General features: G+C 71.5%; 21 protein-coding genes and 1 pseudogene. 13 read left to right on the top strand and 9 right to left on the bottom strand.

Going from position 1 to position 18,917, the window contains the following annotated elements:
- Window positions 1-158 precede the first annotated feature (158 nt).
- Window positions 159-1,136: an adenosine deaminase gene (add, locus tag AB0N03_RS19125; RefSeq protein ID WP_364373039.1), complete on the top strand. Its 978-nt coding sequence runs from the start codon at window positions 159-161 to the stop codon at window positions 1,134-1,136.
- Here add and AB0N03_RS19120 read toward each other — a convergent pair.
- Together AB0N03_RS19120 and AB0N03_RS19115 are read right to left on the bottom strand one after the other, a co-directional pair.
- Window positions 1,114-2,481, bottom strand: coding sequence for a VWA domain-containing protein (locus AB0N03_RS19120; RefSeq protein WP_364373036.1), 1,368 nt, complete (start codon window positions 2,479-2,481; stop codon window positions 1,114-1,116). The genes add and AB0N03_RS19120 overlap by 23 nt on opposite strands.
- Complete coding sequence (locus AB0N03_RS19115) at window positions 2,478-3,359, bottom strand: MoxR family ATPase (protein ID WP_364373033.1); 882 nt, start codon at window positions 3,357-3,359, stop codon at window positions 2,478-2,480. Before AB0N03_RS19115 ends, AB0N03_RS19120 begins: the two co-directional genes overlap by 4 nt.
- Window positions 3,360-3,524: 165 nt before the next feature.
- On the opposite strand from AB0N03_RS19115, the gene mgrA reads away from it, so the two are divergent.
- The 3 genes from mgrA (at window position 3,525) to AB0N03_RS19100 (ending at window position 6,200) form a co-directional block, all read left to right on the top strand.
- Window positions 3,525-4,553: an L-glyceraldehyde 3-phosphate reductase gene (mgrA, locus tag AB0N03_RS19110; RefSeq protein WP_364373030.1), complete on the top strand. Its 1,029-nt coding sequence runs from the start codon at window positions 3,525-3,527 to the stop codon at window positions 4,551-4,553.
- Window positions 4,554-4,644: 91 nt separating this feature from the next.
- Entirely contained in the window at window positions 4,645-5,310 is a 666-nt protein-coding gene (locus AB0N03_RS19105) for a helix-turn-helix domain-containing protein (RefSeq protein WP_364373027.1), read from the top strand.
- A 20-nt stretch (window positions 5,311-5,330) separates the two neighbouring features.
- The gene (locus AB0N03_RS19100; protein ID WP_364373024.1) at window positions 5,331-6,200 is read left to right on the top strand and encodes a TIGR03564 family F420-dependent LLM class oxidoreductase; all 870 of its coding nucleotides are present in this window, start codon (window positions 5,331-5,333) and stop codon (window positions 6,198-6,200) included.
- Window positions 6,201-6,237: 37 nt separating this feature from the next.
- On the opposite strand, the gene sigC is transcribed toward AB0N03_RS19100, so the two are convergent.
- On the bottom strand, window positions 6,238-6,789 hold the full coding sequence (gene sigC, locus AB0N03_RS19095; RefSeq protein WP_364373021.1) for an RNA polymerase sigma factor SigC: 552 nt from the start codon (window positions 6,787-6,789) through the stop codon (window positions 6,238-6,240).
- 58 nt (window positions 6,790-6,847) lie between these two features.
- The gene (locus AB0N03_RS19090; protein ID WP_364373018.1) at window positions 6,848-7,360 is read right to left on the bottom strand and encodes a PadR family transcriptional regulator; all 513 of its coding nucleotides are present in this window, start codon (window positions 7,358-7,360) and stop codon (window positions 6,848-6,850) included.
- An 89-nt stretch (window positions 7,361-7,449) separates the two neighbouring features.
- Between AB0N03_RS19090 and AB0N03_RS19085 the strand changes: the two genes are divergently transcribed.
- Together AB0N03_RS19085 and AB0N03_RS19080 are read left to right on the top strand one after the other, a co-directional pair.
- Window positions 7,450-8,010 (top strand): hypothetical protein, encoded by a 561-nt coding sequence (locus tag AB0N03_RS19085; RefSeq protein ID WP_364373015.1) that lies wholly within the window; start codon window positions 7,450-7,452, stop codon window positions 8,008-8,010.
- Window position 8,011: 1 nt separating this feature from the next.
- On the top strand, window positions 8,012-9,292 hold the full coding sequence (locus tag AB0N03_RS19080) for a carotenoid oxygenase family protein (protein WP_364373012.1): 1,281 nt from the start codon (window positions 8,012-8,014) through the stop codon (window positions 9,290-9,292).
- 4 nt (window positions 9,293-9,296) lie between these two features.
- Here AB0N03_RS19080 and AB0N03_RS19075 read toward each other — a convergent pair whose 3' ends face one another.
- On the bottom strand, window positions 9,297-10,037 hold the full coding sequence (locus tag AB0N03_RS19075) for a DUF427 domain-containing protein (protein ID WP_364373009.1): 741 nt from the start codon (window positions 10,035-10,037) through the stop codon (window positions 9,297-9,299).
- A gap of 100 nt (window positions 10,038-10,137) precedes the next feature.
- On the opposite strand from AB0N03_RS19075, the gene AB0N03_RS19070 reads away from it, so the two are divergent.
- A complete protein-coding gene (locus AB0N03_RS19070) occupies window positions 10,138-11,337 on the top strand; it encodes an ROK family protein (RefSeq protein WP_364373006.1) in 1,200 nt (399 codons plus the stop codon).
- Here AB0N03_RS19070 and AB0N03_RS19065 read toward each other — a convergent pair.
- Window positions 11,334-11,795 (bottom strand): pyridoxamine 5'-phosphate oxidase family protein, encoded by a 462-nt coding sequence (locus AB0N03_RS19065; RefSeq protein ID WP_364373003.1) that lies wholly within the window; start codon window positions 11,793-11,795, stop codon window positions 11,334-11,336. The genes AB0N03_RS19070 and AB0N03_RS19065 overlap by 4 nt on opposite strands.
- On the opposite strand from AB0N03_RS19065, the gene AB0N03_RS19060 reads away from it, so the two are divergent.
- Together AB0N03_RS19060 and AB0N03_RS19055 are read left to right on the top strand one after the other, a co-directional pair.
- A complete protein-coding gene (locus tag AB0N03_RS19060; protein ID WP_364373000.1) occupies window positions 11,794-12,270 on the top strand; it encodes a MarR family transcriptional regulator in 477 nt (158 codons plus the stop codon). The genes AB0N03_RS19065 and AB0N03_RS19060 overlap by 2 nt on opposite strands.
- A gap of 50 nt (window positions 12,271-12,320) precedes the next feature.
- Window positions 12,321-12,641, top strand: coding sequence for an ester cyclase (locus tag AB0N03_RS19055; RefSeq protein WP_364372997.1), 321 nt, complete (start codon window positions 12,321-12,323; stop codon window positions 12,639-12,641).
- On the opposite strand, the gene AB0N03_RS19050 is transcribed toward AB0N03_RS19055, so the two are convergent.
- The gene (locus AB0N03_RS19050) at window positions 12,622-13,137 is read right to left on the bottom strand and encodes a PaaI family thioesterase (protein ID WP_364372994.1); all 516 of its coding nucleotides are present in this window, start codon (window positions 13,135-13,137) and stop codon (window positions 12,622-12,624) included. The two genes, AB0N03_RS19055 and AB0N03_RS19050, sit on opposite strands and share 20 nt — an antisense overlap.
- 118 nt (window positions 13,138-13,255) lie before the next feature.
- Here AB0N03_RS19050 and AB0N03_RS19045 point away from each other — a divergent pair.
- The 3 genes and pseudogenes from AB0N03_RS19045 to AB0N03_RS19035 all read left to right on the top strand — a co-directional run.
- Window positions 13,256-13,600: pseudogene (locus tag AB0N03_RS19045) on the top strand (metalloregulator ArsR/SmtB family transcription factor); the annotation flags it as partial.
- 102 nt (window positions 13,601-13,702) lie between these two features.
- Complete coding sequence (locus AB0N03_RS19040; RefSeq protein WP_364372991.1) at window positions 13,703-14,431, top strand: beta-phosphoglucomutase family hydrolase; 729 nt, start codon at window positions 13,703-13,705, stop codon at window positions 14,429-14,431.
- A complete protein-coding gene (locus tag AB0N03_RS19035; protein WP_364372988.1) occupies window positions 14,431-16,836 on the top strand; it encodes a glycosyl hydrolase family 65 protein in 2,406 nt (801 codons plus the stop codon). The genes AB0N03_RS19040 and AB0N03_RS19035 overlap by 1 nt, the downstream gene beginning before the upstream one ends.
- On the opposite strand, the gene AB0N03_RS19030 is transcribed toward AB0N03_RS19035, so the two are convergent.
- Entirely contained in the window at window positions 16,817-16,999 is a 183-nt protein-coding gene (locus tag AB0N03_RS19030) for a hypothetical protein (RefSeq protein ID WP_364372986.1), read from the bottom strand. The genes AB0N03_RS19035 and AB0N03_RS19030 overlap by 20 nt on opposite strands.
- A 40-nt stretch (window positions 17,000-17,039) precedes the next feature.
- Window positions 17,040-17,987, bottom strand: coding sequence for an exopolyphosphatase (locus AB0N03_RS19025; protein ID WP_364372983.1), 948 nt, complete (start codon window positions 17,985-17,987; stop codon window positions 17,040-17,042).
- Between the two features lie 225 nt (window positions 17,988-18,212).
- On the opposite strand from AB0N03_RS19025, the gene AB0N03_RS19020 reads away from it, so the two are divergent.
- Window positions 18,213-18,824, top strand: coding sequence for a class F sortase (locus tag AB0N03_RS19020; protein ID WP_364372980.1), 612 nt, complete (start codon window positions 18,213-18,215; stop codon window positions 18,822-18,824).
- Window positions 18,825-18,917: the final 93 nt, after the last annotated feature.

Here is an 18,917-nt window from a genome sequence, read left to right as displayed (position 1 = left end):
CCTCCCTCATCGGGTTTCGGTCATCCTGACAACGCGGACGAACCACCCGAAGGTTCCCCGTGTGACGACCGCCAAACCTTCGAGCACGGCGTGACGGACCGTCACCGGCCTCGAAAATGCCGCGCGGATCAGCGCCGGGCGCCCTTAAGCTCGCGATCATGCGCGACTTGGCCACCCTGCCGAAGGCCCACCTGCACGTCCACCTGGAGAGCACGATCCGGCCGGGTACGCTCCGTGAGCTCGGCGAGGCCAACGGCATCGACGTCCCGGCTGAACCCCCGGTCTTCGACGGCTTCCGCGCCTTCGCCGACTACAACGCGCTCGTCCGGGCCTGCCTCCGGCGTCCCGAAGACTTCGAGCGCGTCGCCCGCGAGTACTGCGAAGACGAAGCCGCTCAGGGCACGCGCTACGCCGAAATCACGTTCACCGCGGCTTCGCACGGAGAACGCCTGGGCGACCTGGAGATGCCGCTCGAATCCGTCCTCAAAGGACTGACCGCGAGCCCTTCCGGACTCGGATGGCGGCTGCTGCTGGACCACTCGCGACGCCGCTCGGTCGAACGCGCCGAGCGCACCCTCGACCTCGCGCTGAAGTACGACGAAGTCTTCGCGATCGGCATGGCCGGCGAGGAAAGCCACTCCCTGCGTCCCTTCGCGACGGTCTTCGAGAAGGCCCGAGCCGGCGGACTCCACCTGCTGCACCACACGGGTGAAGACGCCGGCCCGGACAGCATCCGCGAAGCCCTCGACATCGGCCGCACCGAACGGCTGGGCCACGGCATCCGCGTCCTCGACGACCCCGGGCTGGTCGCCGAGGTCCGCGGCCGGGGTCTCGCGCTGGAGGTCTGCCCGTCGTCGAACGTGACGCTCGGACTGGTGCCGGCACTACCCGAGCACCCGCTCCCCCGGCTCCTCGACGCCGGGCTGACGGTCACGCTCAACACCGACGTCCCGTCGGTCACCGGCGCGAACCTGGCCGCTGAGTACGCCCGGGTCCGAAACGCGTTCCGCTACGACGACGCCGTGATGGCGGGCTTCGCGCGGGCGAGCGTCACCGCGTCCTTCGCGCCCGAAGCGACCAAAGAAGCGATGCTGCGCGACATCGACGCGTGGCTCACACCGGCAGCAGGCGGGTGACCAGCGTGCCGAGCTGGTGCACCGTGCGGCACTCGTGCATCTCGACGACGTCGGCGTACTCCAGCGCCGCCGAGTCGCCGGTCGACCACAGCGACCGCCGCTCCGGGTTCAGCCAGTAGACGTGCCGGGCGCGGGCCTTGATCTCGCGGACGGCGTCGAGGTTCGGGTCGCCGCCGTTGGTGCGGGCGTCGCCGAGGATCAGCACCGACGTGCGCGGGCCGACCGCGTCGAGCCAGTTCGCCGTGAACTGGCGCAGTGAGCCGCCGTAGTCGCTGTGGCCGTCCCAGCGCACCAGCGCCGCTTCGGACAGCATGCGCGCGCCCAGGTGCTCGGGGTCGGCGACGCCGGTGGTGACCAGGTGGGTGACCTCGTCGGCGCTGTCGACGAACGCGAACACGCGGATCTTGCTGAACTGGTCGCGCAGGGCCTGGACCAGCAGCATGGTGAAGTTCGCGAACCCCGCGACCGAGCCGGACAGGTCGCACAGCAGCACGATTTCGGGCCGGCCGGGCCGCCGGTGGCGGTAGGCCGGGCGCAACGGCACCCCGCCGGTCGACAGGGACCGCCGCAGCGTGCGGCGCAGGTCGATCTGCCCGCGCGTGGTGCGCTTGCGGCGGGCGGCGAGGCGCGTCGCGAGCTTGCGGGACAACGGCTGGATCGTCCGCCGCAGCTCCGCGAGCTGGGCGCGGCTGGCGATGAGGAAGTCGACGCGGTCGGGCGCGGGCGCGATGGCGTGCTTGGCGACGCGCTCGCGGCCGCGGACCTCGGCCGCGCGCCGGCGGGCCTCCGTGCGGACCTGCCCGCGGAAGCCTTCGACGCGGCGGCGGATCTCGTCGCGGTCGAGCCGGTCGGTGAACTCGCCGCGCGCGCCGCCACCGCGCACCGCGGCCAGCACCCGCGCGATGAGCGTCTGCGGCTGGAGCCGCTCCAGGGTCTGGTGCGCCGAGAAGCCGCCCCCGGGACCGGACGCCGAGCCGTACTGCCCGAGCATGTCGACCGCGAGCCCGGCCAGCTGGGAGAGGGCCTGCTGGTCGCCGTCCGCGAGCGCGGCGGCGAGCTCCTCACGCAGTTCCTCCAGCGTCGAGGGCTGGTCCTCGCGGGCCCGCTCGGGCGCGCCGATCCCGGCGGGGAAGTACAGGTCGAACGCGGCGTCGAACACCGCGCGCTGGCCGCCGCGCCGGACCAGCGCCGCGGCCAGTCCTTCGCGGACCAGTGAGCGGTCGTCCAGGCCCAGGACTTCCAGCGCGGCCGCGGCGTCGACCGTCTCGGCGGGCCCGGCCGGGATGCCCTGGACCCGCAGGGCCCGGACGAACGACGCGAGCCGCTCCGGCACGCCGCCGGTCACGACGCGTCCAGGACCTGTTCGAGCTTCAGGCCGGCGCCGGCCTTGGCGATGTCGTCCTGGTGCTTGAGGACGACACCAAGGCTCTCCCGCACGACCTGCTCGTCGAGCGTCGACGCGCCGAGCGCGAGCAGCGTGCGCGCCCAGTCGATGGTCTCGGCGACCGACGGCAGCTTGCGCAGGTCCATCGCGCGCAGCGCGGCGATCACCCGGACGACGGAATCCGCGAGCGCGGCGTCGATGCCCGGCACCTTGAGCCGGACGATGTCGCGTTCGAGGTCTTCGTCCGGGAAGTCGATGTGCAGGAACAGGCACCGGCGACGCAGCGCCTCGGACAGCTCGCGCGTCGCGTTCGAGGTCAAGACGGCGAACGGCGCGCGCGTCGCGGTGATCGTGCCCAGCTCCGGCACGGTCACCTGGAAGTCGCCGAGCACCTCCAGCAGCAGGCCCTCGACCTCCATGTCGGCCTTGTCGGTCTCGTCGATGAGCAGCACGGTCGGCTCGTCCGACGAGATCGCCGTCAGCAGCGGGCGGCGCAGCAGGAACTCCTCGCCGAAGATGTCGGTGCGGGCCTCTTCCCACGTCTCGTCGCGGCCGGCGGTGATCCGCAGCAGCTGCTTCGCGTGGTTCCACTCGTAGAGCGCGCGAGCCTCGTCGATGCCCTCGTAGCACTGCAGGCGCACCAGCCGCGAACCGCTGACCTGCGCAACGGCCTTGGCGAGCTCGGTCTTGCCGACGCCGGCGGGGCCCTCGACCAGCAGCGGCTTGCCGAGCCGGTCGGCGAGGAACACCGTGGTCGCCACCGCCGTCGAGGCCAGGTAGCCGGCTTCGGCCAGCTTGGCCGACACGTCGTCGACGGAGGTGAAGAATCCGGTGCCCACCACGTGCCTCCTAAGCGATCGCTCACCCGGAGCGTACCCGACAGCCCCGGTGACGATCCGGCCAAAAGCAGGCCGTCCCCCGAGCGGCACGTAACCGTCACTGCGGGCCTGGTCGGCCGTGCCTGTGGTCGGATTGTCAACGAACGGCGCAGTAGCATCGGCCGCGTGACCTACGTTGCGGCTTCCGGCCGATACGAATCGATCCCCTACCGGCGCTGCGGACGTTCCGGGCTCAAGCTGCCCGCGATCTCGCTCGGGCTGTGGCACAACTTCGGCCACGACCGCCCGCTGCAGAGCCAGCGCGACATCACCCGCCGCGCCTTCGACCTCGGCATCACGCACTTCGACCTGGCCAACAACTACGGCCCGCCCTACGGCTCGGCGGAGGAGAACTTCGGGCGGCTGCTGGCCACCGACTTCAAGCCGTACCGCGACGAACTGGTGATCTCCAGCAAGGCCGGCTACGACATGTGGCCCGGCCCGTACGGCGAGTGGGGTTCCCGCAAGTACCTGCTGTCCTCTCTGGACCAGTCGCTCGGCCGGCTGGGCCTGGACTACGTCGACATCTTCTACTCCCACCGGTTCGACCCCGAGACGCCGCTCGAGGAGACGGTCGGGGCGCTCGACTCCGCCGTCCGTGCCGGGAAAGCGCTTTACGTCGGGATTTCGTCGTACAACTCGGAGCGGACCGCGGAGGCGGCGCGGCTGCTGCGCGAGCTCGGCACGCCGCTGCTGATCCACCAGCCGTCGTACTCGATGCTGAACCGCTGGATCGAGGAGGACGGGCTCCTGGACACGCTGGACGACGCGGGCGCGGGCTGCATCGCGTTCTCACCGCTGGCTCAGGGGCTGCTCACGGACAAGTACCTCAAGGGCGTGCCGTCGGATTCGCGGGCGGCGCAGGGCAAGTCCCTCGACCCGGACACCCTCGACGAAGACCGGCTGGGCCGGGTCCGGGCGCTGAACGAGATCGCCTCACGACGCGGCCAGTCGCTGGCGCAGCTGGCGCTCGCGTGGGCCCTGCGCGACCACCGCGTGACGTCGGTGCTGATCGGCGCGAGCAGCGTCAAGCAGCTCGAGGACAACGTCGGCGCGCTCGGCAACCTCGATTTCAGCTCGGAGGAGCTGACCGAGATCGACGGCCACGCCACCGACGCGGGCATCAACCTCTGGAAGCGGTCCTCGGACGGCTGAGACCCACGAGGAGGGCGGGCGCCCCGCGCGGCCCGCCCTCTTTCGGCGCCAACGTTTGACCAGATTTCGTATTTAGTCATATGATGGCGTCATGCCTCCTGCCGAAGACCGCGCCGAGCGGGCCGAGCGGATCCTCGACGCGGCCTCCGAGCTGCTGCTGCGGGCCGGCTACCGGCGCACGACCATCGAGGACGTCGCCGAGCGCGCGGACGTCGGCAAGGGGACCGTCTACCTGCACTGGAAGAACCGCGAGGAGCTGTTCCTCGCGGTGCTGCTCCGGGAGTCCGTGCGCAGCATCGAAGACCTCGTCCGGGCGGTCGAAGCGGACCCGCTCGCCGCGCGGCTGTCGCGGCTGACCGAGATCCAGTACGCCAACGTGCTGGGCCGTCCGCTGCTGCGCGCGGGATATGCCGACAATGCCGACACGCTCGGGAAGCTCCTGCCGAAGCTGCACGCCAAGCTCGACCCGCGCCACGACGAGGCGTTCGTCGAGTACCTCGAACTACTGGCGGGCAACGACCTGCTCCGCGCCGACCGGCCGGCCCGCGAACTCGCCGTCGCCTACCAGGCGGTGCTGCACGGCTTCCTCGGCGGAAATCCCCCGCCCGAGCCCGCGCTGATCGCCGACACCGTCGCGCACGCCTTCGAGCCGGTCGCCGTCTCGACGATGCGGCTGCGCGAAGTGGCGCCGCGGGTCGTCGCGCTGTTCACCGAATCCGTCGCGCTCGACCGGAAGCAGCTCGAGCGCGCGTACTGAACGACAAACTGGGAGAACGCATGCGCACCGGAATCCTGATCGACGAACTGGGCGTCGGCTTCGACGGCATGATCGCGCAAGCACGCGAAGCCGCGAAGCTCGGCTACGGCACGCTGTGGCTGGCGCAGCGCGGCGGCTGGGACGCGCTCACGGCGTTGCCCGCGCTCGGCGCCGCGGCACCCGGCCTCGAGCTGGGCACGTGCGTCGTGCCGACCTACCCGCGGCACCCGATCACGATGGCCGCGCAGGCGCTGACCGTCCAGGCGGCGACCGGCGCGCCGGTCCACCTCGGCGTCGGACTGAGTCACCGGTACATCGTCGAGCGGGAGTTCGGGTACTCCTACGATCGCCCGCTCCGGCACCTGCGCGAGTACCTCGAGGCGCTGAACCCGTTGCTGCGCGGGGAAAAGGCGGACGTCCACGGCGAGTCGCTCACCGCGGCGGGCGGCCTGACGACGCCCGGCGCCGCCCGGCCCGCGGTCCTGGTGGGCTCGGTCAGCCCGGGCTCGACGAGCCTGGCGGGCGAGCTGGCCGACGGCGTGATCACGACGTGGGCGGGCCCGCGCGCGATCGGCGAGTTCGTGGTACCGACACTGGGCGCCGACCGGCGGGTTGTTTCGGGTCAGCTGATCTGCGTGACGTCCGAAGTGGACGAACGCCGCAAGTGGGTCGAGGACACGTACGGCGCGGCGGCGAGCGTGCCGGCGTACCGGTCCATTTTGGACCGCGACGGCTACGCCCGAGCCTCGGACAGCGCGCTCATCGGTGACGAGGAAACCGTGCGCCGCCAAGTGAAAGCCCTGGAAGACGCGGGCGCGACCGAGCTGCTGGTGATGCCGTTCGGGTCGGCGCCGGAACAGGCCCGCACCCGTGAGATGCTGGCCGCATGACCAGGCTCTGGGTGGACGACCTGCGCCCCGCGGTCCGCTAGCCGGCCCCGCGCGCACGCCGGGCCTGGATCAGGTCCTCGCGGGCGCGGGCGACGCGGGAGCGGACGGTGCCGACCGGGCAGCCGCAGACGTCGGCGGCCTCGGCGTAGGACAGGCCGAGGACCTGGGTCAGCACGAGGACTTCGCGCCGCTCCGGCTCCAGGCCGTCGAGCAGCAGGCCCAGCTCGACGAGCTCCTCGAAGCCGGCCGCCGGGTTCCGGGTGCGCTCGGCGGCGGCTTCCCAGTCGGTGTCGGCGATCTTCGGGCGGGCGCCCGCGGCCCGGATCTGGTCGACGACGACCCGGCGCGCGATGGACAGCAGCCAGGTCCGCGAGGACGAACGTCCGGCGAAGCGGCGAAGGCTGCCGAAAGCACGAAGGTAGGTCTCCTGCGTCAGGTCGTCAGCCGAGGACGCGTCGGTGAGGTGGGCGAGGAAGCGCCAGACGTCGGCCTGCGTCGCGCGGACCCACTCCTCCAGCGCCCGCCGGTCGCCACGGCCCGCCGCCATCGCCAGGGTCGTGACGCGCTCGTCGTCCTCACCGCGAGTCATGATCCGGAAGATAGCAGTGACGAGTGACCCCTCGGCCATATAGGGCGTTATACGGCCCTCACTCGACCTGCTTGACCGCCCACTCGGCCCATTCGCGCTGCATGGCCGAGAACCGCTTGCCCCATTCCAGGACCAGGCGGCCGTAGACCGAGGCGTCGTCGTCGCCCCAGTCGATCGAGGTCTCCAGGTCTTCCAGCCGCCCGGAGCGGCGTCGGCCCGTCTCCCCGAGGTACTCCAGGTACTCCCGGGCGCGTTCCGGGCCGACCGCTCCGAGGAAGTACACCCGTAGCAGGGACTCGTTGCGCGTCACGCGGTTCGGCTCGACGTCGACCAGCCAGTGCCGCAGCTCCGCGCGCCCGGCCTCGGTGATCTCGTACTCCTTGCGCCCGCGCGGCCCCTCGGCGTGGACGCGGATCAGCCCTCCGGTCTCGAGTTTGCCGAGCTCGCCGTAGAGCTGGCTCTGCGTGGCCGCCCAGACGTTGGACATCGCCTGCTCGAAGCGTTTCAGCAGGTCGTAGCCGCTCATCGGGCACTCTTCCAGCAGACCGAGGACAGCGTGGCGCAGGCTCATGTCCTCAGTCTGACATTCCACTCTTGACATGTCTACCTAGGAGCTTCTAGTTTCGACATGTCAGAGTTGGAACGTCTGGGGAGACCCGCATGAACTACCTGAAGAGCTTCCTTCCGTGGATCGCGTTCGCCGTGGTCGCGACGCACTTCGACTGGCGCTGGTCCGGCCTGACCGGCCTGGTCATCTCGGCCGCGCTGCTCGTGCTCGCCCGCCGCGAAGGCCGCAAGGCGGACGCCCTCATCATCGAGTGGAGCGCGCTCGCCTTCTTCGCCCTGCTCACGGCCGTGGCCTTCGCCTTTCCCGCGTCGCCGGTGAAGACCTACACCGGCGCGCTCACCGACGCCTGGCTGGCCCTCACCGCCTGGGGCTCGCTCGCGCTGGGCCGGCCGTTCACCCTCGGCATCGCGCGGACGATGACACCGCCGGAACTCTGGGACAACCCGGTCTTCAAGCGGGTCAACGTGCTCATCACGCTCGTGTGGGCCGCGAGCTTCACCGTCACCGGGCTCGCCGGTATCGCGCTGCTGAACTACGCCCCGCACGCGACGGCCGCCTTGATCACCCTCAAGGTCCTCGGCTTCGCCGTCCCCGTTGCCTTCACCATCCGCTACCCGCGCATCGTGCGCGCCCGAGCCGGGAAAGCCGCCTGACATGACCACCAGCGATTTCCACCTGAGCGGCGCCTACGCCCCGGTCCACGACGAGCTGACCGCGTTCGACCTCCCGGTGGCCGGCGCCCTGCCGCCCGAGCTGACCGGCTGGTACCTGCGCAACGGCCCGAACCCGCGTGCGGACAGCAAGCACTGGTTCACCGGCGACGGCATGGTCCACGGCGTCCGGCTCGAGCACGGCCGCGCCGCCTGGTACCGCAACCGGTGGGTGCGCACCGACAGCTTCGACGACCCGGATCTCAAGCTGTACAACGAAGACGGCACGCGCAACCTGCACGCCAGCGTCGCGAACACGCACGTGGTGAACCACGCCGGCCGCACGCTCGCGCTCGTCGAATCCTCGCTGCCGTACGAGATCACGACGGACCTCGAGACCGTCGGCGCCTACGACTTCGGCGGCGAGCTGGCCGACTCGATGACCGCGCACCCGAAGATCTGCCCCACGACCGGCGAACTGCACTTCTTCGGCTACGGCAGCATCACCGCGCCGCACGTCAGCTACTACCGCGCCGACGCCGCCGGCGAGCTGGTCGTCAAGCAGCCCCTCGACGTGCCGGGGCTGACGATGATGCACGACTTCGCGCTCACGGCCGGGCACGCCGTCTTCTACGACCTGCCCGTCGTGTTCGACCAGGCGTCGGTCGGCCAGGGCATGCCCTACCGCTGGAACACGGGCTACGGCGCGCGGCTCGGCGTGCTGCGCCGCGACCGGCCCGAAGCCGGCGTGCGCTGGCTGGAGATCGAGCCCTGCTACGTCTTCCACACGCTCAACGCGTTCGACACGCCGGACGGCCGGATCGTCGTGCAGGTCCTGCGCTACGACCACCAGTGGTGGGCGGGCCACGACGACCCGCCGGCGTTCCTCCACCGGTGGACCATCGATCCCGTCGCCGGCACGGTCACCGAGGAGCGGCTGGACGACCGGCCGGGCGAGTTCCCCCGCATCGACGACCGGCTCGCCGGTTCCGACGCGCGCTTCGGCCACGTCACCGGCCACGACGTCCTGCGCCGCCACGACCTGCACGCCGGTACCGCGACCGAACACGTCTTCGGGGAAGGGCACGTCCCCGGCGAAGCGGTGTTCGTCCCGGCCGAAGGCGGCGAAGGCTGGCTGCTGACTTACGTCTACAACGCGGTGGAGGACCGCAGCGACCTCGTCGTGCTCGACGCCGGGGACGTCGCCGCGGCGCCGGTCGCGACCGTCCACCTCCCGCAGCGGGTTCCCGCGGGCTTCCACGGGAACTGGCTGCCGGACGCGTGAGCGCTCAGGCGAACTTGGTCTTCGGCCGCTCCTGCCGGACGTCGTCGACGTAGACGTCGACCTTCTCGTCGAGGAAGGCCACCAGCCCCGCGACGCGCTCGCTCTCCGGCAGCGGCGTCGGGTAGCTCCAGGCGAGGTCCTCGTGCCCGGTCACGTCGAAGTGGTCGGCGGCACCCTTGTACGGGCAGTGCGTCACGGTGTCGATCTTCTCGAGCAGGTCCATCCGGACGTCGACGCGGGGCAGGTAGTAGCGGGTCGGCAGGCCGGTCTCGAACAGCAGGTGCGGCCGGACGGTGTCGGCGACGGTGACGCCGTCGACCTCGATCCGCACGTGGCGCGAGCTCGGCAGGATGTCGACCCGGACGCCGGGGTCGCGCGGGTGCGTGAAGATCTGTTCGTCCTCTTCGAACCAGTCGAAGGCGCCGAACTCGAAGCGGACGTGGTCCCGTAGCTCCTCGATGGGCGAATCCGGGTATTCCAGCGCGGCGTCCACCGCCTCGGCTCCGCCACCCTTTATCGTCGACAGAACGCCTTCTCCGCGGCTGGGCGAGTGCGACGTCCGGCCGGAGGGGGTGAGAACGCCGCTGACGACGTCCGCGCGCGGGAAGTAGTACGTCGGGTAGTAGGGAACTTCCCACACCAGAAGGGGGTGCACCGTGTCCGCGACGACCTGCCCGCCGAGGAACACGCGTACCCGCTTCGCGCCTTGTGCCACGCGGACCCGGCCGCGTACCGGAGTGCTCATGCCCCGGTCAACGGGTCCCGAAGCGGGCGTATTCCGGCGGAACCGGGACTCGGACGGCTAGCGTGGCAGGAAGCACGAGGACGACAGGAAGCGGGCAAGGGTGGCCGGCGTAGAAGCTCCAACGGTCGGGACCCCCGCCGGGATGCGCAAGATCAACCAGCGGGCGGTGCTCGACCTGCTGCGCCGCGGCGGACCGGCGACCCGGCCGCAGGTGGCGAAGGACACCGGGCTGTCGAAGCCGACGGTGAGCCAGGCGCTGCTGGCGCTCGAAGCCGCCGGGCTGGCGCGCCCGACCGGGCACACCTCCACCGGCACCGGGCGCTCGGCCGTGCTGTACGAGGCCGACCCGACGGCGGGCTACGTGCTGGGCGTCGACATCGGGCGCGAGCACATCCGCGTCGCGGTCTCGGACCTCGGCCGCACGATCGTGGCGCGCCGCGACGAGCGCAACACGGCGCGTTCGGGCGCCGCGCTGGTCACGGCGGTCGGGAAGATCGCGGCTTCGGCCGTCGCGGAGGCGCGGCTGGCGCAGTCCGACATCGTTGTCCGCGTGGTCGGCTCCCCCGGTGTCGCCGATCCGGAGAAGCGCTGCTTCCGGCACGCGCCGAACCTGCCGGGCTGGGGCCGCGCCGGGCTGATCGACGACCTCGAAGCCGCGGTGGGCCCGGACCTGATGGTGGAGAACGACGCGAACCTGACGGCGGTCGGCGAGGGCGAAAGCGGAGCCGCGCGCGGAGTGTCGGTGTTCGGCTGCATCACGATCGGCACGGGCGTCGGCATGGGCATGATGGTCGACGGCCGGGTGTTCCGCGGCGCGACGGGCGCGGCGGGCGAGATCGGCTACCTGCCCTACGGCCGCACACGATCGTCCTCAGAGGACGGCACCCCGCCCGCCCGCGGTCATTTGGAGGAGGCGACGGCGGCCCAGTCGGTGGTCCGCGGCGCCCGTGAACTCGGCCTGGGCACGGCGAAGTCGGCCCGCGAGGTGTTCCGCCTGGCCCGCGAAGGCGACGAACTCGCCCGGCGGGCACTGGAAGCGGAAGCCGACCGGCTGGCGTACACGGTGGCCTCGGTGGCGGCGGTGATCGACCCGGAGCTGATCGTCCTGGGCGGCGGGATGGGCACGGCGGCGGACCTGCTGCTGGAGCCGTTGGACCGCGCGCTGCGGGCGTTCACGCCGTTGGTGCCGAAGGTGGTCCAGGGCGAACTGGGCGAGGACGCGGTGCTGGCGGGGGCGATCAGCGTGGGCTTGCGGGCGGCCCAGGGTCTGGTGTTCGACCGCCGCGTCGGCGCGGCTTAGGCCGCGCGCCAGGCTTCGCCGCCGGTCGAAACGCGCCACGGCGTCAGCTTCAGCACCGTGATCTTCGGGTCCAGGTGGTCCTCGCCGCCCAAGATCTTCGGGTCGTAGCCCAGCGGTTCCGGTGCCGACGCGAACAGGTCCCACAAGTACTTGCGCGTCGGAATGTCGTCGGCGAACTCCGCCCGGCACTCCGCCACCGCCACCTCGTGCTGCGGGTCCCAGTACGAACACGACACGTACGGCGACGCCGCCAGGTGCGCCACCTTCAGCGGCGTCGGGCGGGTGAACAGCCATCCCGTCAAACCGTCCGGCCCGTCTTCCCAGATCGGGTGGACCACCCTCGACCGCGGGCGGCCCCGCCGGTCGACGGTCACCAGCGTGCACCACACGATGCGGTGCGCCACGCGGACGAACGCTCCGGCCAGCTCGGCCGGCACTCTGCTAGATTCCACAACCATGGTTGTGCATCCTAGCACCCTCGACCTCTCCCTCACCGCCCTCTTCGCGGGCTGGGCGATGACCGACGAGGTCCAGCGGCGGCTCACCGAGCAGGGCTTCGGCGACCTGCGCTTCAACGACGGCGTCGTGCTCCAGCACGTCCTGGCCGCGCCGCTGTCCATCACCGCGCTGGCCGAGCGGATGGGCGTGACGCAGCAGGCCGCGTCGAAGACCGTCGCCGATCTCGAACGCCGGGGCCTGCTGCGCCGCGAACCCGATCCGGCCGACGCGCGGACCAAGCTGCTGCACCTCACCGAGCACGCGCACCACGCCGTCGAAGCGACCCGGGTACTGCGAAAAGAACTTCAGGACGAACTGGCGACGGAGTTCGGCGCCGCCCGCGTCGACGACGCCCGGACGCTGTTGGCATCGATCATCGGCCGATTCGGCGGCGACGACGCGATCCGCGCCCGGCGCGTCCGGCCGCCCAGGTGATTACCTGACACGTAATCGACGGCGAAGCCCGCGAAGCCGACGATGACCGCATGAGCGAAACCAACCGCATGATCGTCCTCGACTGCCTGGAAAACCTGTTCGTGCACAAGGACTTCGATGCCGCGAAGGCCGCGCTGCACCCCGAATTCATCACCCACAGCCCCGGTCTGCCCAACGGCCGGGACACGTTCGCCGACGCCGTCAAGAACTCGCCGCTGGCCGGCGCGACCGCCGAGATCCGGCACGTCGTCGCCGAGCGCGACCTCGTCATGGTGCACCTGCACGTGGCCGGGACGGCCATCGTCGACATCCTGCGCGTCGAGGACGGCCTGCTCGTCGAGCACTGGGACGTCAAGGAAACTGGCGCGTGATCACGCAGGTCCCCGACGCCGTCGCCAAGAGCCTGCCTTCGGCGTCGCGGATCTCCCCTTCGGCGAACGCGATCCGTGAGCCCTCCTTCACGACCCGGCCGGCCGCGCGGATCTCGCCGCGGCCCGCGTGGATGGCGCGCAGGTAGCTCACCTTCAGCTCCACCGACGAGTAACCGACGCCGGCCGGCAGCGTCGAGTGCACCGCGCAGCCGACCACCGAGTCCAGCAGCGTGGCCGCGACCCCGCCGTGGACCATCCCGATCGGGTTGTACAGCGACTCGTCGGGCTCGATGACCGCGACGACCTCGCCGTGGCCGATGTGCGTCCAGCGCATCCCGAAGTGCGCGGCGATCGGCGGCGCGGGCAGGCGCCCCTCCGCGATGCCCGTCAGGTACTCGAACCCGGTCATCGTGGCGCCGAGGCGGGCGGCCGGCAGCGGGTCCTGCCAGGTGATGGTCTTCGAGCGGGTCTGCGCCCCGGCGGCCACGTCGGTCATGTCGGCTCCTCGATTATGACAGCTGTCTTAATCGCAGCTTCGCCCGCGCACCCCCCGGCGTCAAGCGCGGCGTGACCCAGGCCACCGGCGGCCGATCCCCGGATGGAATCATCCGGGGGTGGACAACGACGCCGGCCGCAAGCTCATCGACCCGGAACGGGTGGCCGCGGCGGTCGACGGGCTCGGCGACCGCGCCGTCATCGACGAGTGGGCCCAGCGCTTTTCCGTGGTCGCCGACCCGTCCCGCCTGGCGCTGCTGGTCTCGATCCACTACGCCCGCGAGATCAGCGTCACCGACCTCGCCGCGGTCACCGGCATGACGGACACCGCGGTTTCCCAGGCGCTGCGGCTACTACGCGCGCACGGGCTGGTCACCACGCAGCGCACCGGGCGCGTCGTGCGCTACCGGCTCGCCGACGCGACCGTGCACGAACTCATCCATCGGGTGCGGCCACACCCCCAGGAGTCCGCTGTGCCAACCGAGGCTCCGCCTCGGGCCGGGGGCTCCGCGAGCCAGACCCCCGCCAAGCCCGCGACCGACCAGGGCGACCGGTAGCGTGCGAGCATGACGGGATTGCCCGAGACCATCACCGCCTGCCTGTTCGATCTCGATGGAGTTCTTACCGGTACGGCCGTCCTGCACAGCCAAGCCTGGAAACGGACTTTCGACGAGTTTCTTCGCGCCCGCGACGGCGCCGGCTTCCGCGAGTTCACCGACCAGGACTACGCGACCTATGTGGACGGCCGCCCGCGCGCCGACGGAGTCCGCGAATTCCTGCGCTCACGCGGGATCGAACTGCCGGAAGGCACCCCCGACGACCTGCCGGACGCCCCCACCGTCAACGGCGTCGGCAACCGCAAGAACGAGCTGGTCCTGAAAATCATCGACGAGCGCGGCGTGAACCCCTACCCCGGCTCGATCCGGTACCTCGACGCGGCCAAGGCCGCCGGCCTGCGGATCGCCGTCGTGACGTCGTCCGCGAACGGCGCGAAGGTGCTCGACGCCGGCGACCTCAGCAAGTACGTCGAAGCCCGCGTCGACGGCCTGACCATCCGCGAGCAGCACCTCAAGGGCAAGCCTGCGCCGGACTCGTTCCTGGCCGGCGCCGCGGCGCTCGGCGTCGAACCCGCGCACGCGGCCGTGTTCGAGGACGCCCAGTCCGGCGTCCAGGCCGGGAAGGCCGGCGGCTTCGGCTACGTCGTGGGCGTGAACCGCGCCAACCAGGCCGAGCAGCTGCGGGCCCACGGGGCCGACATCGTCGTCGACGACCTCGCCGACCTCCTGGAGGATTGATGACCGAAGAAGAACCCCACGGCTACGAGTGCGCGGCGTGGGAGCTGCGTTGGCGCGGCATGGACGTCGACGCACTGCAGCGCACCGAGTCGGCGTTCGCCGTCTCGAACGGGCACATCGGCCTGCGCGGCACCCTGGAGGAAGCCGAGCCGCGCGGCCTGCCCGGCACCTACCTCAACGGCTTTTACGAGCAGCACGGACTCCCCTACGCCGAAGCGGGCTACGGCTACCCCGAAGAGGGCCAGACCGTCGTCAACGTGACCGACGGCAAGATCATCCGGCTGCTCGTCGAGGACGAGCCGCTCGACATGCGCTACGGCGCCGCCACCAAGCACGACCGGGTGCTCGACTTCCGCAAGGGCACGCTGAGCCGCAGCACCGAATGGTCGTCGCCGACCGGGCGGCGGGTCCGCGTGCGCACCGAGCGGCTGGTGTCGTTCACCCAGCGCGCGATCGCCGCCATCCGGTACGAGGTCGAGCCGCTCGACGAGGACCTGCAGCTGGTCGTCCAGTCCGACCTGCTGGCCAACGAGCCGATCGAGTCCGACACCAGCGACCCGCGGGTGGCCGCCGCGCTGAACTCGCCGCTGGTCGGCGAGTTCCACCGCGCGTCCGACTACAACGCCGTGCTGGTGCACCAGACCCGCCGGTCCGGGCTGCGGATGGCCGCGGCGATGGACCACAAGATCGAGGTGGACGACGGGATCCGCGCCCGCATCCACTCCGAGGAGGACCTCGCGCGGCTCACGGTCGCGGTCGACGTGCCGAAGGGCGGGCGGCTGCGCATCACCAAGTTCCTCGCCTACGGCTGGTCCGCGCAGCGCTCGGTGCCCGCGTTGCGGTCGCAGGTCGAGGCCGCGCTGGCGGGCGCGCGCCAGACCGGCTGGAAGGGCCTGGTCACCGAGCAGCGCGAGTTCCTCGACGACTTCTGGGCCACCTCGGACATCGAGATCGACGGCGACCCCGAGCTGCAGCAAGCCGTCCGCTTCGCGCTGTTCCACCTCCTGCAGGCCGGAGCCCGCGGCGAAAGCCGCGCGATCGCGGGCAAGGGCCTGACCGGCCCGGGCTACGACGGGCACGCCTTCTGGGACACCGAGTCGTTCGTCCTGCCCGTGCTCACCTACACGATGCCGGGCGCGGCGCGCGACGCCCTGCGCTGGCGCCATTCCACAATGGACAAAGCGCGGGAACGCGCGCACCAGCTGGCGTTGCGCGGCGCGGCGTTCCCGTGGCGGTCGATCAACGGCGCCGAGTGCTCGGCGTACTGGCCGGCGGGCACGGCCGCGTTCCACGTCAGCGCGGACATCGCCGACGCCGTGGTGCGGTACCTCAACGCGACCGGTGACGAGGAGTTCGAGCGCGACTACGGCGTCGAGCTGCTCCTGGAAACCGCGCGGCTGTGGGCTTCCCTGGGGCACCACGACCGGCACGGCGCCTTCCGCATCGACGGCGTCACCGGCCCCGACGAGTACTCGGCCGTGGCGGACAACAACGTCTACACGAACCTGATGGCCCGCCGGAACCTGCTGGCCGCCGCGGATTCGTGCGCGCGCCACCCGGACGTGGCGGCGCGGTTCGGCGTCGACACGGTCGAGCTGGACACCTGGCGCGCGGCCGCCGCGGCGATGTACCTGCCCTACGACGCGGAGCTCGGCGTGCACCCGCAGTCGGAGGGCTTCCTCGACCACGACGAGTGGGACTACGAGCACACGGACCTCGCGCACTACCCGCTGCTGCTGCACTTCCCGTACTTCGACCTGTACCGCAAGCAGGTCGTCAAGCAGGCGGACCTGGTGCTGGCGCTGCACATGTGCGGCGACTCGTTCAGCCCGGAGGAGAAGGCCCGCAACTTCGCCTACTACGAGGCGAGGACCGTGCGCGACTCTTCGCTGTCGGCGGGGACGCAGGCGGTGGTCGCGGCCGAGGTCGGGCACCTCGAGCTCGCCTACGACTACCTCGCCGAAGCCGCGCTGACCGACCTGCACGACGTGCACAACAACGTCCGCAACGGCTTGCACATGGCGTCGCTGGCCGGGGCGTGGCTGGGCGCCGTGGCCGGCTTCGGCGGCCTGCGGGACCACGGCGGCGACCTGGCGTTCGCGCCGCGGCTGCCGCCGCAGCTGGACCGGATCACCTTCCGGCTGATGTTCCGCGGCACCCGGTTCCAGGTCGAGATCGACCGCGACCAGGCCACCTACCACGTGCTGGACGGCGAGCCGCTGGAAGTGCTGCACCACGGCGAGCGCATCACGGTCACCGCGGAACCGCAGCGGTTCGCGATCCCGAAGATCGACGCGGGCGACCCGCCGGCGCAGCCCCCCGGCCGCGTCCCCATGCGGCGCGACTCGGAAAAGGTGCGTCAGTACGCGGACCCGACCAACCCGGTCACCCTGGAAGGTCGCTGACGGCGTCCCGCCCGGGTGGGGCCGGAACTTCTTCGGTCCCGCCCGGGTTCACGTCCGGGTCGGGCGCGGTCGGCACGTCGTGGGTCAGCCGGCCGGGGGTCGGCAGCTTCGGGAGTTCGTCGTCTTCGTCGTCACGGGCGTGAATGCGCTGCTGCTCGCTCATGCTTTCCGGAATACCCGGTTTTCCCGGCGACGGCCAGCGCTCAGGCCGCGACGACCTTCTTCCCGCCCTTTTCCCGTGCTTTGTCCTGCAGGGTCAGCAACAGTCCGTCGCGGGTCGACCAGGGGCAGATCGCGACCTTGCCGCCCGCGACCGTCAGCAGCGCTTCCGCCACGATCGCGCCCGCCAGTGCCTGGTGCGCGCGGCTGCGGGAGATGCCCGGTAGCTTCGCGCGCTTCGACGGCGGCAGCGCGGCGAGCCGCGGGATCCAGGCGCGCAGGTCGTCGAGCCGCAGCTCCTTGCACTTGTTCGGGCGCGCCCCGGCCAGCCGCGCGAGCTGCTGCAGCACCTTCGAACAGCCGACGACCCGCGGGTCGTCGACGTCCGCGGCACCCAGCGTGGTGGTCACGACGTCGAGCGCGTGCGCACGCAAGGCCTTGACCTGCCTGGTCGACACGCGTTCGCCCGGCAGCCAGTCGCGGGTCATCGATCGCGCGCCCAGCGGCAGCGACCGCGCGAACGTGGCCTGGTCGCCGCTGCCCGCGGCCAGTTCGACCGTGCCGCCGCCGATGTCGAGCACCAGCAGCGGCCCGGCGTCCGCGCCGAACCAGCGGCGGGAGGCCAGGTAGGTCAGTTCGGCTTCGCGGCGGCCGGAGAGGAAGCGCAGCTCGACGCCGGTTTCGCCGGCGACGTGCCGGACGACGTCGGCCGCGTTGGCGGCGTCGCGGATCGAGGACGTCGCGAGCGGGTAGATGTGGCTCACGCCGTGGCGGTACGCCGTGGTCATCCCCGCGGCGACGGCGGCCGTGACGGCGGTGATACCGCGGGCGGAGAGCCGGCCGCGGTCGTCGAGCTCGCGATCCAGGCGCAACCGCGTCTGGTGGTTCAGCAGCGGCTCGCGGGGCGAACCGTCCACCGGGACCACCACCAAGCGGGCACTGAACGACCCGACATCCAGTACGCCCACCGCGGGCTCTTCGATTTTCCGCACGACCCGGCGCACCTCACTTCCGGACGAAGGGATATCCCCGGTTCGACTGCTCGAAACACGCAATACTGCCCGAAATCGCCGAGATCTGCCGGTGATTGACGACTTTGACCGCTCCGGACGGGCCTTATTGACGCGAAGGTCACAGTGGGATAAGCCGATCGAGTGAACCGTAGCACCCTGGACACGATTCGGTAACGCTCGCCCGCCCGATCCCGACTCATCGATGTGCGGCAGGAAAACGTGGGCGAGCAGCACTCGAAGCTCGTACGGCCGGCCGCCGCCGTGCTCGCGGTGGTGGCCGGGCTCGGCTGTGTCCTGCTCGGCGCCACGGCGGTGCTCACCCCGGGCGCCCCGGCCGGCCCCGGTACGGCCGTGGACCGGCCCGCGACCGTCGGCGCCGGCGTCCTGCCGGCCGCGCTCGCGATCCCCGACCTGGGCCTCGCGCTGAGCCACCTGGTCGACCTCGGCCACGTCGGCGGTCGCCGGGAGCAGCCCGGCACGGCGCTGGGGGTCGGCTGGTTCGCCGACGGCCCGGCCCCCGGCGCCCCGGGCGTCGCCGTGCTGTCCGGTCACCTCGGCTTCGGGTACTCGAGCGGCGCGTTCGCCCGCCTCGGCACGCTGAAGCCGGGCGCCGCGGTCGTCGTGCGCGACGACGAAGGCCGCGAGGCCCGTTTCGCGGTCCGCAAGACCGCGTCGTTCCCGCCGGACGAGCCGGACAGCACGCTCGTCGCCCCGGAGGGACCGGGCCCCGAGCTGCGCCTGATCACCAGCGACGGGACCCACGACCTCGCCGGGATCGACTCCCCGCGGATCGCCGTCTACGCGGTCCCGGTCTGACGCCCGGTCGCGGGTGTAAGATTAGGGGCGCCCGCGGGGCCGCAAGAGTGAATGGGGGCGACAGGGGGGCAGCGCCCCCCACAAAGGGAGGGG

The sequence above is a fragment of the Amycolatopsis sp. NPDC051061 genome (assembly GCF_040682935.1).
In the GTDB taxonomy this organism is placed as follows: domain Bacteria; phylum Actinomycetota; class Actinomycetes; order Mycobacteriales; family Pseudonocardiaceae; genus Amycolatopsis.
The sequence above is the reverse complement of the archived record's forward strand: the minus strand, read 5'-3'. Positions and strand labels throughout refer to the sequence as shown.

Bases quoted from the DNA above. Each gene is read 5' to 3' on its own strand.
- add (WP_364373039.1), top strand. From the start codon at position 159: ATGCGCGACTTGGCCACCCTGCCGAAGGCCCACCTGCACGTCCACCTG.
- AB0N03_RS19105 (WP_364373027.1), top strand. From the start codon at position 4,645: ATGCCTCCTGCCGAAGACCGCGCCGAGCGGGCCGAGCGGATCCTCGAC.
- AB0N03_RS19100 (WP_364373024.1), top strand. From the start codon at position 5,331: ATGCGCACCGGAATCCTGATCGACGAACTGGGCGTCGGCTTCGACGGC.
- sigC (WP_364373021.1), bottom strand. From the start codon at position 6,789: ATGACTCGCGGTGAGGACGACGAGCGCGTCACGACCCTGGCGATGGCG.
- AB0N03_RS19090 (WP_364373018.1), bottom strand. From the start codon at position 7,360: ATGAGCCTGCGCCACGCTGTCCTCGGTCTGCTGGAAGAGTGCCCGATG.
- AB0N03_RS19085 (WP_364373015.1), top strand. From the start codon at position 7,450: ATGAACTACCTGAAGAGCTTCCTTCCGTGGATCGCGTTCGCCGTGGTC.
- AB0N03_RS19080 (WP_364373012.1), top strand. From the start codon at position 8,012: ATGACCACCAGCGATTTCCACCTGAGCGGCGCCTACGCCCCGGTCCAC.
- AB0N03_RS19075 (WP_364373009.1), bottom strand. From the start codon at position 10,037: ATGAGCACTCCGGTACGCGGCCGGGTCCGCGTGGCACAAGGCGCGAAG.
- AB0N03_RS19060 (WP_364373000.1), top strand. From the start codon at position 11,794: ATGGTTGTGCATCCTAGCACCCTCGACCTCTCCCTCACCGCCCTCTTC.
- AB0N03_RS19065 (WP_364373003.1), bottom strand. From the start codon at position 11,795: ATGGTTGTGGAATCTAGCAGAGTGCCGGCCGAGCTGGCCGGAGCGTTC.
- AB0N03_RS19055 (WP_364372997.1), top strand. From the start codon at position 12,321: ATGAGCGAAACCAACCGCATGATCGTCCTCGACTGCCTGGAAAACCTG.
- AB0N03_RS19050 (WP_364372994.1), bottom strand. From the start codon at position 13,137: ATGACCGACGTGGCCGCCGGGGCGCAGACCCGCTCGAAGACCATCACC.
- AB0N03_RS19040 (WP_364372991.1), top strand. From the start codon at position 13,703: ATGACGGGATTGCCCGAGACCATCACCGCCTGCCTGTTCGATCTCGAT.
- AB0N03_RS19035 (WP_364372988.1), top strand. From the start codon at position 14,431: ATGACCGAAGAAGAACCCCACGGCTACGAGTGCGCGGCGTGGGAGCTG.
- AB0N03_RS19030 (WP_364372986.1), bottom strand. From the start codon at position 16,999: ATGAGCGAGCAGCAGCGCATTCACGCCCGTGACGACGAAGACGACGAA.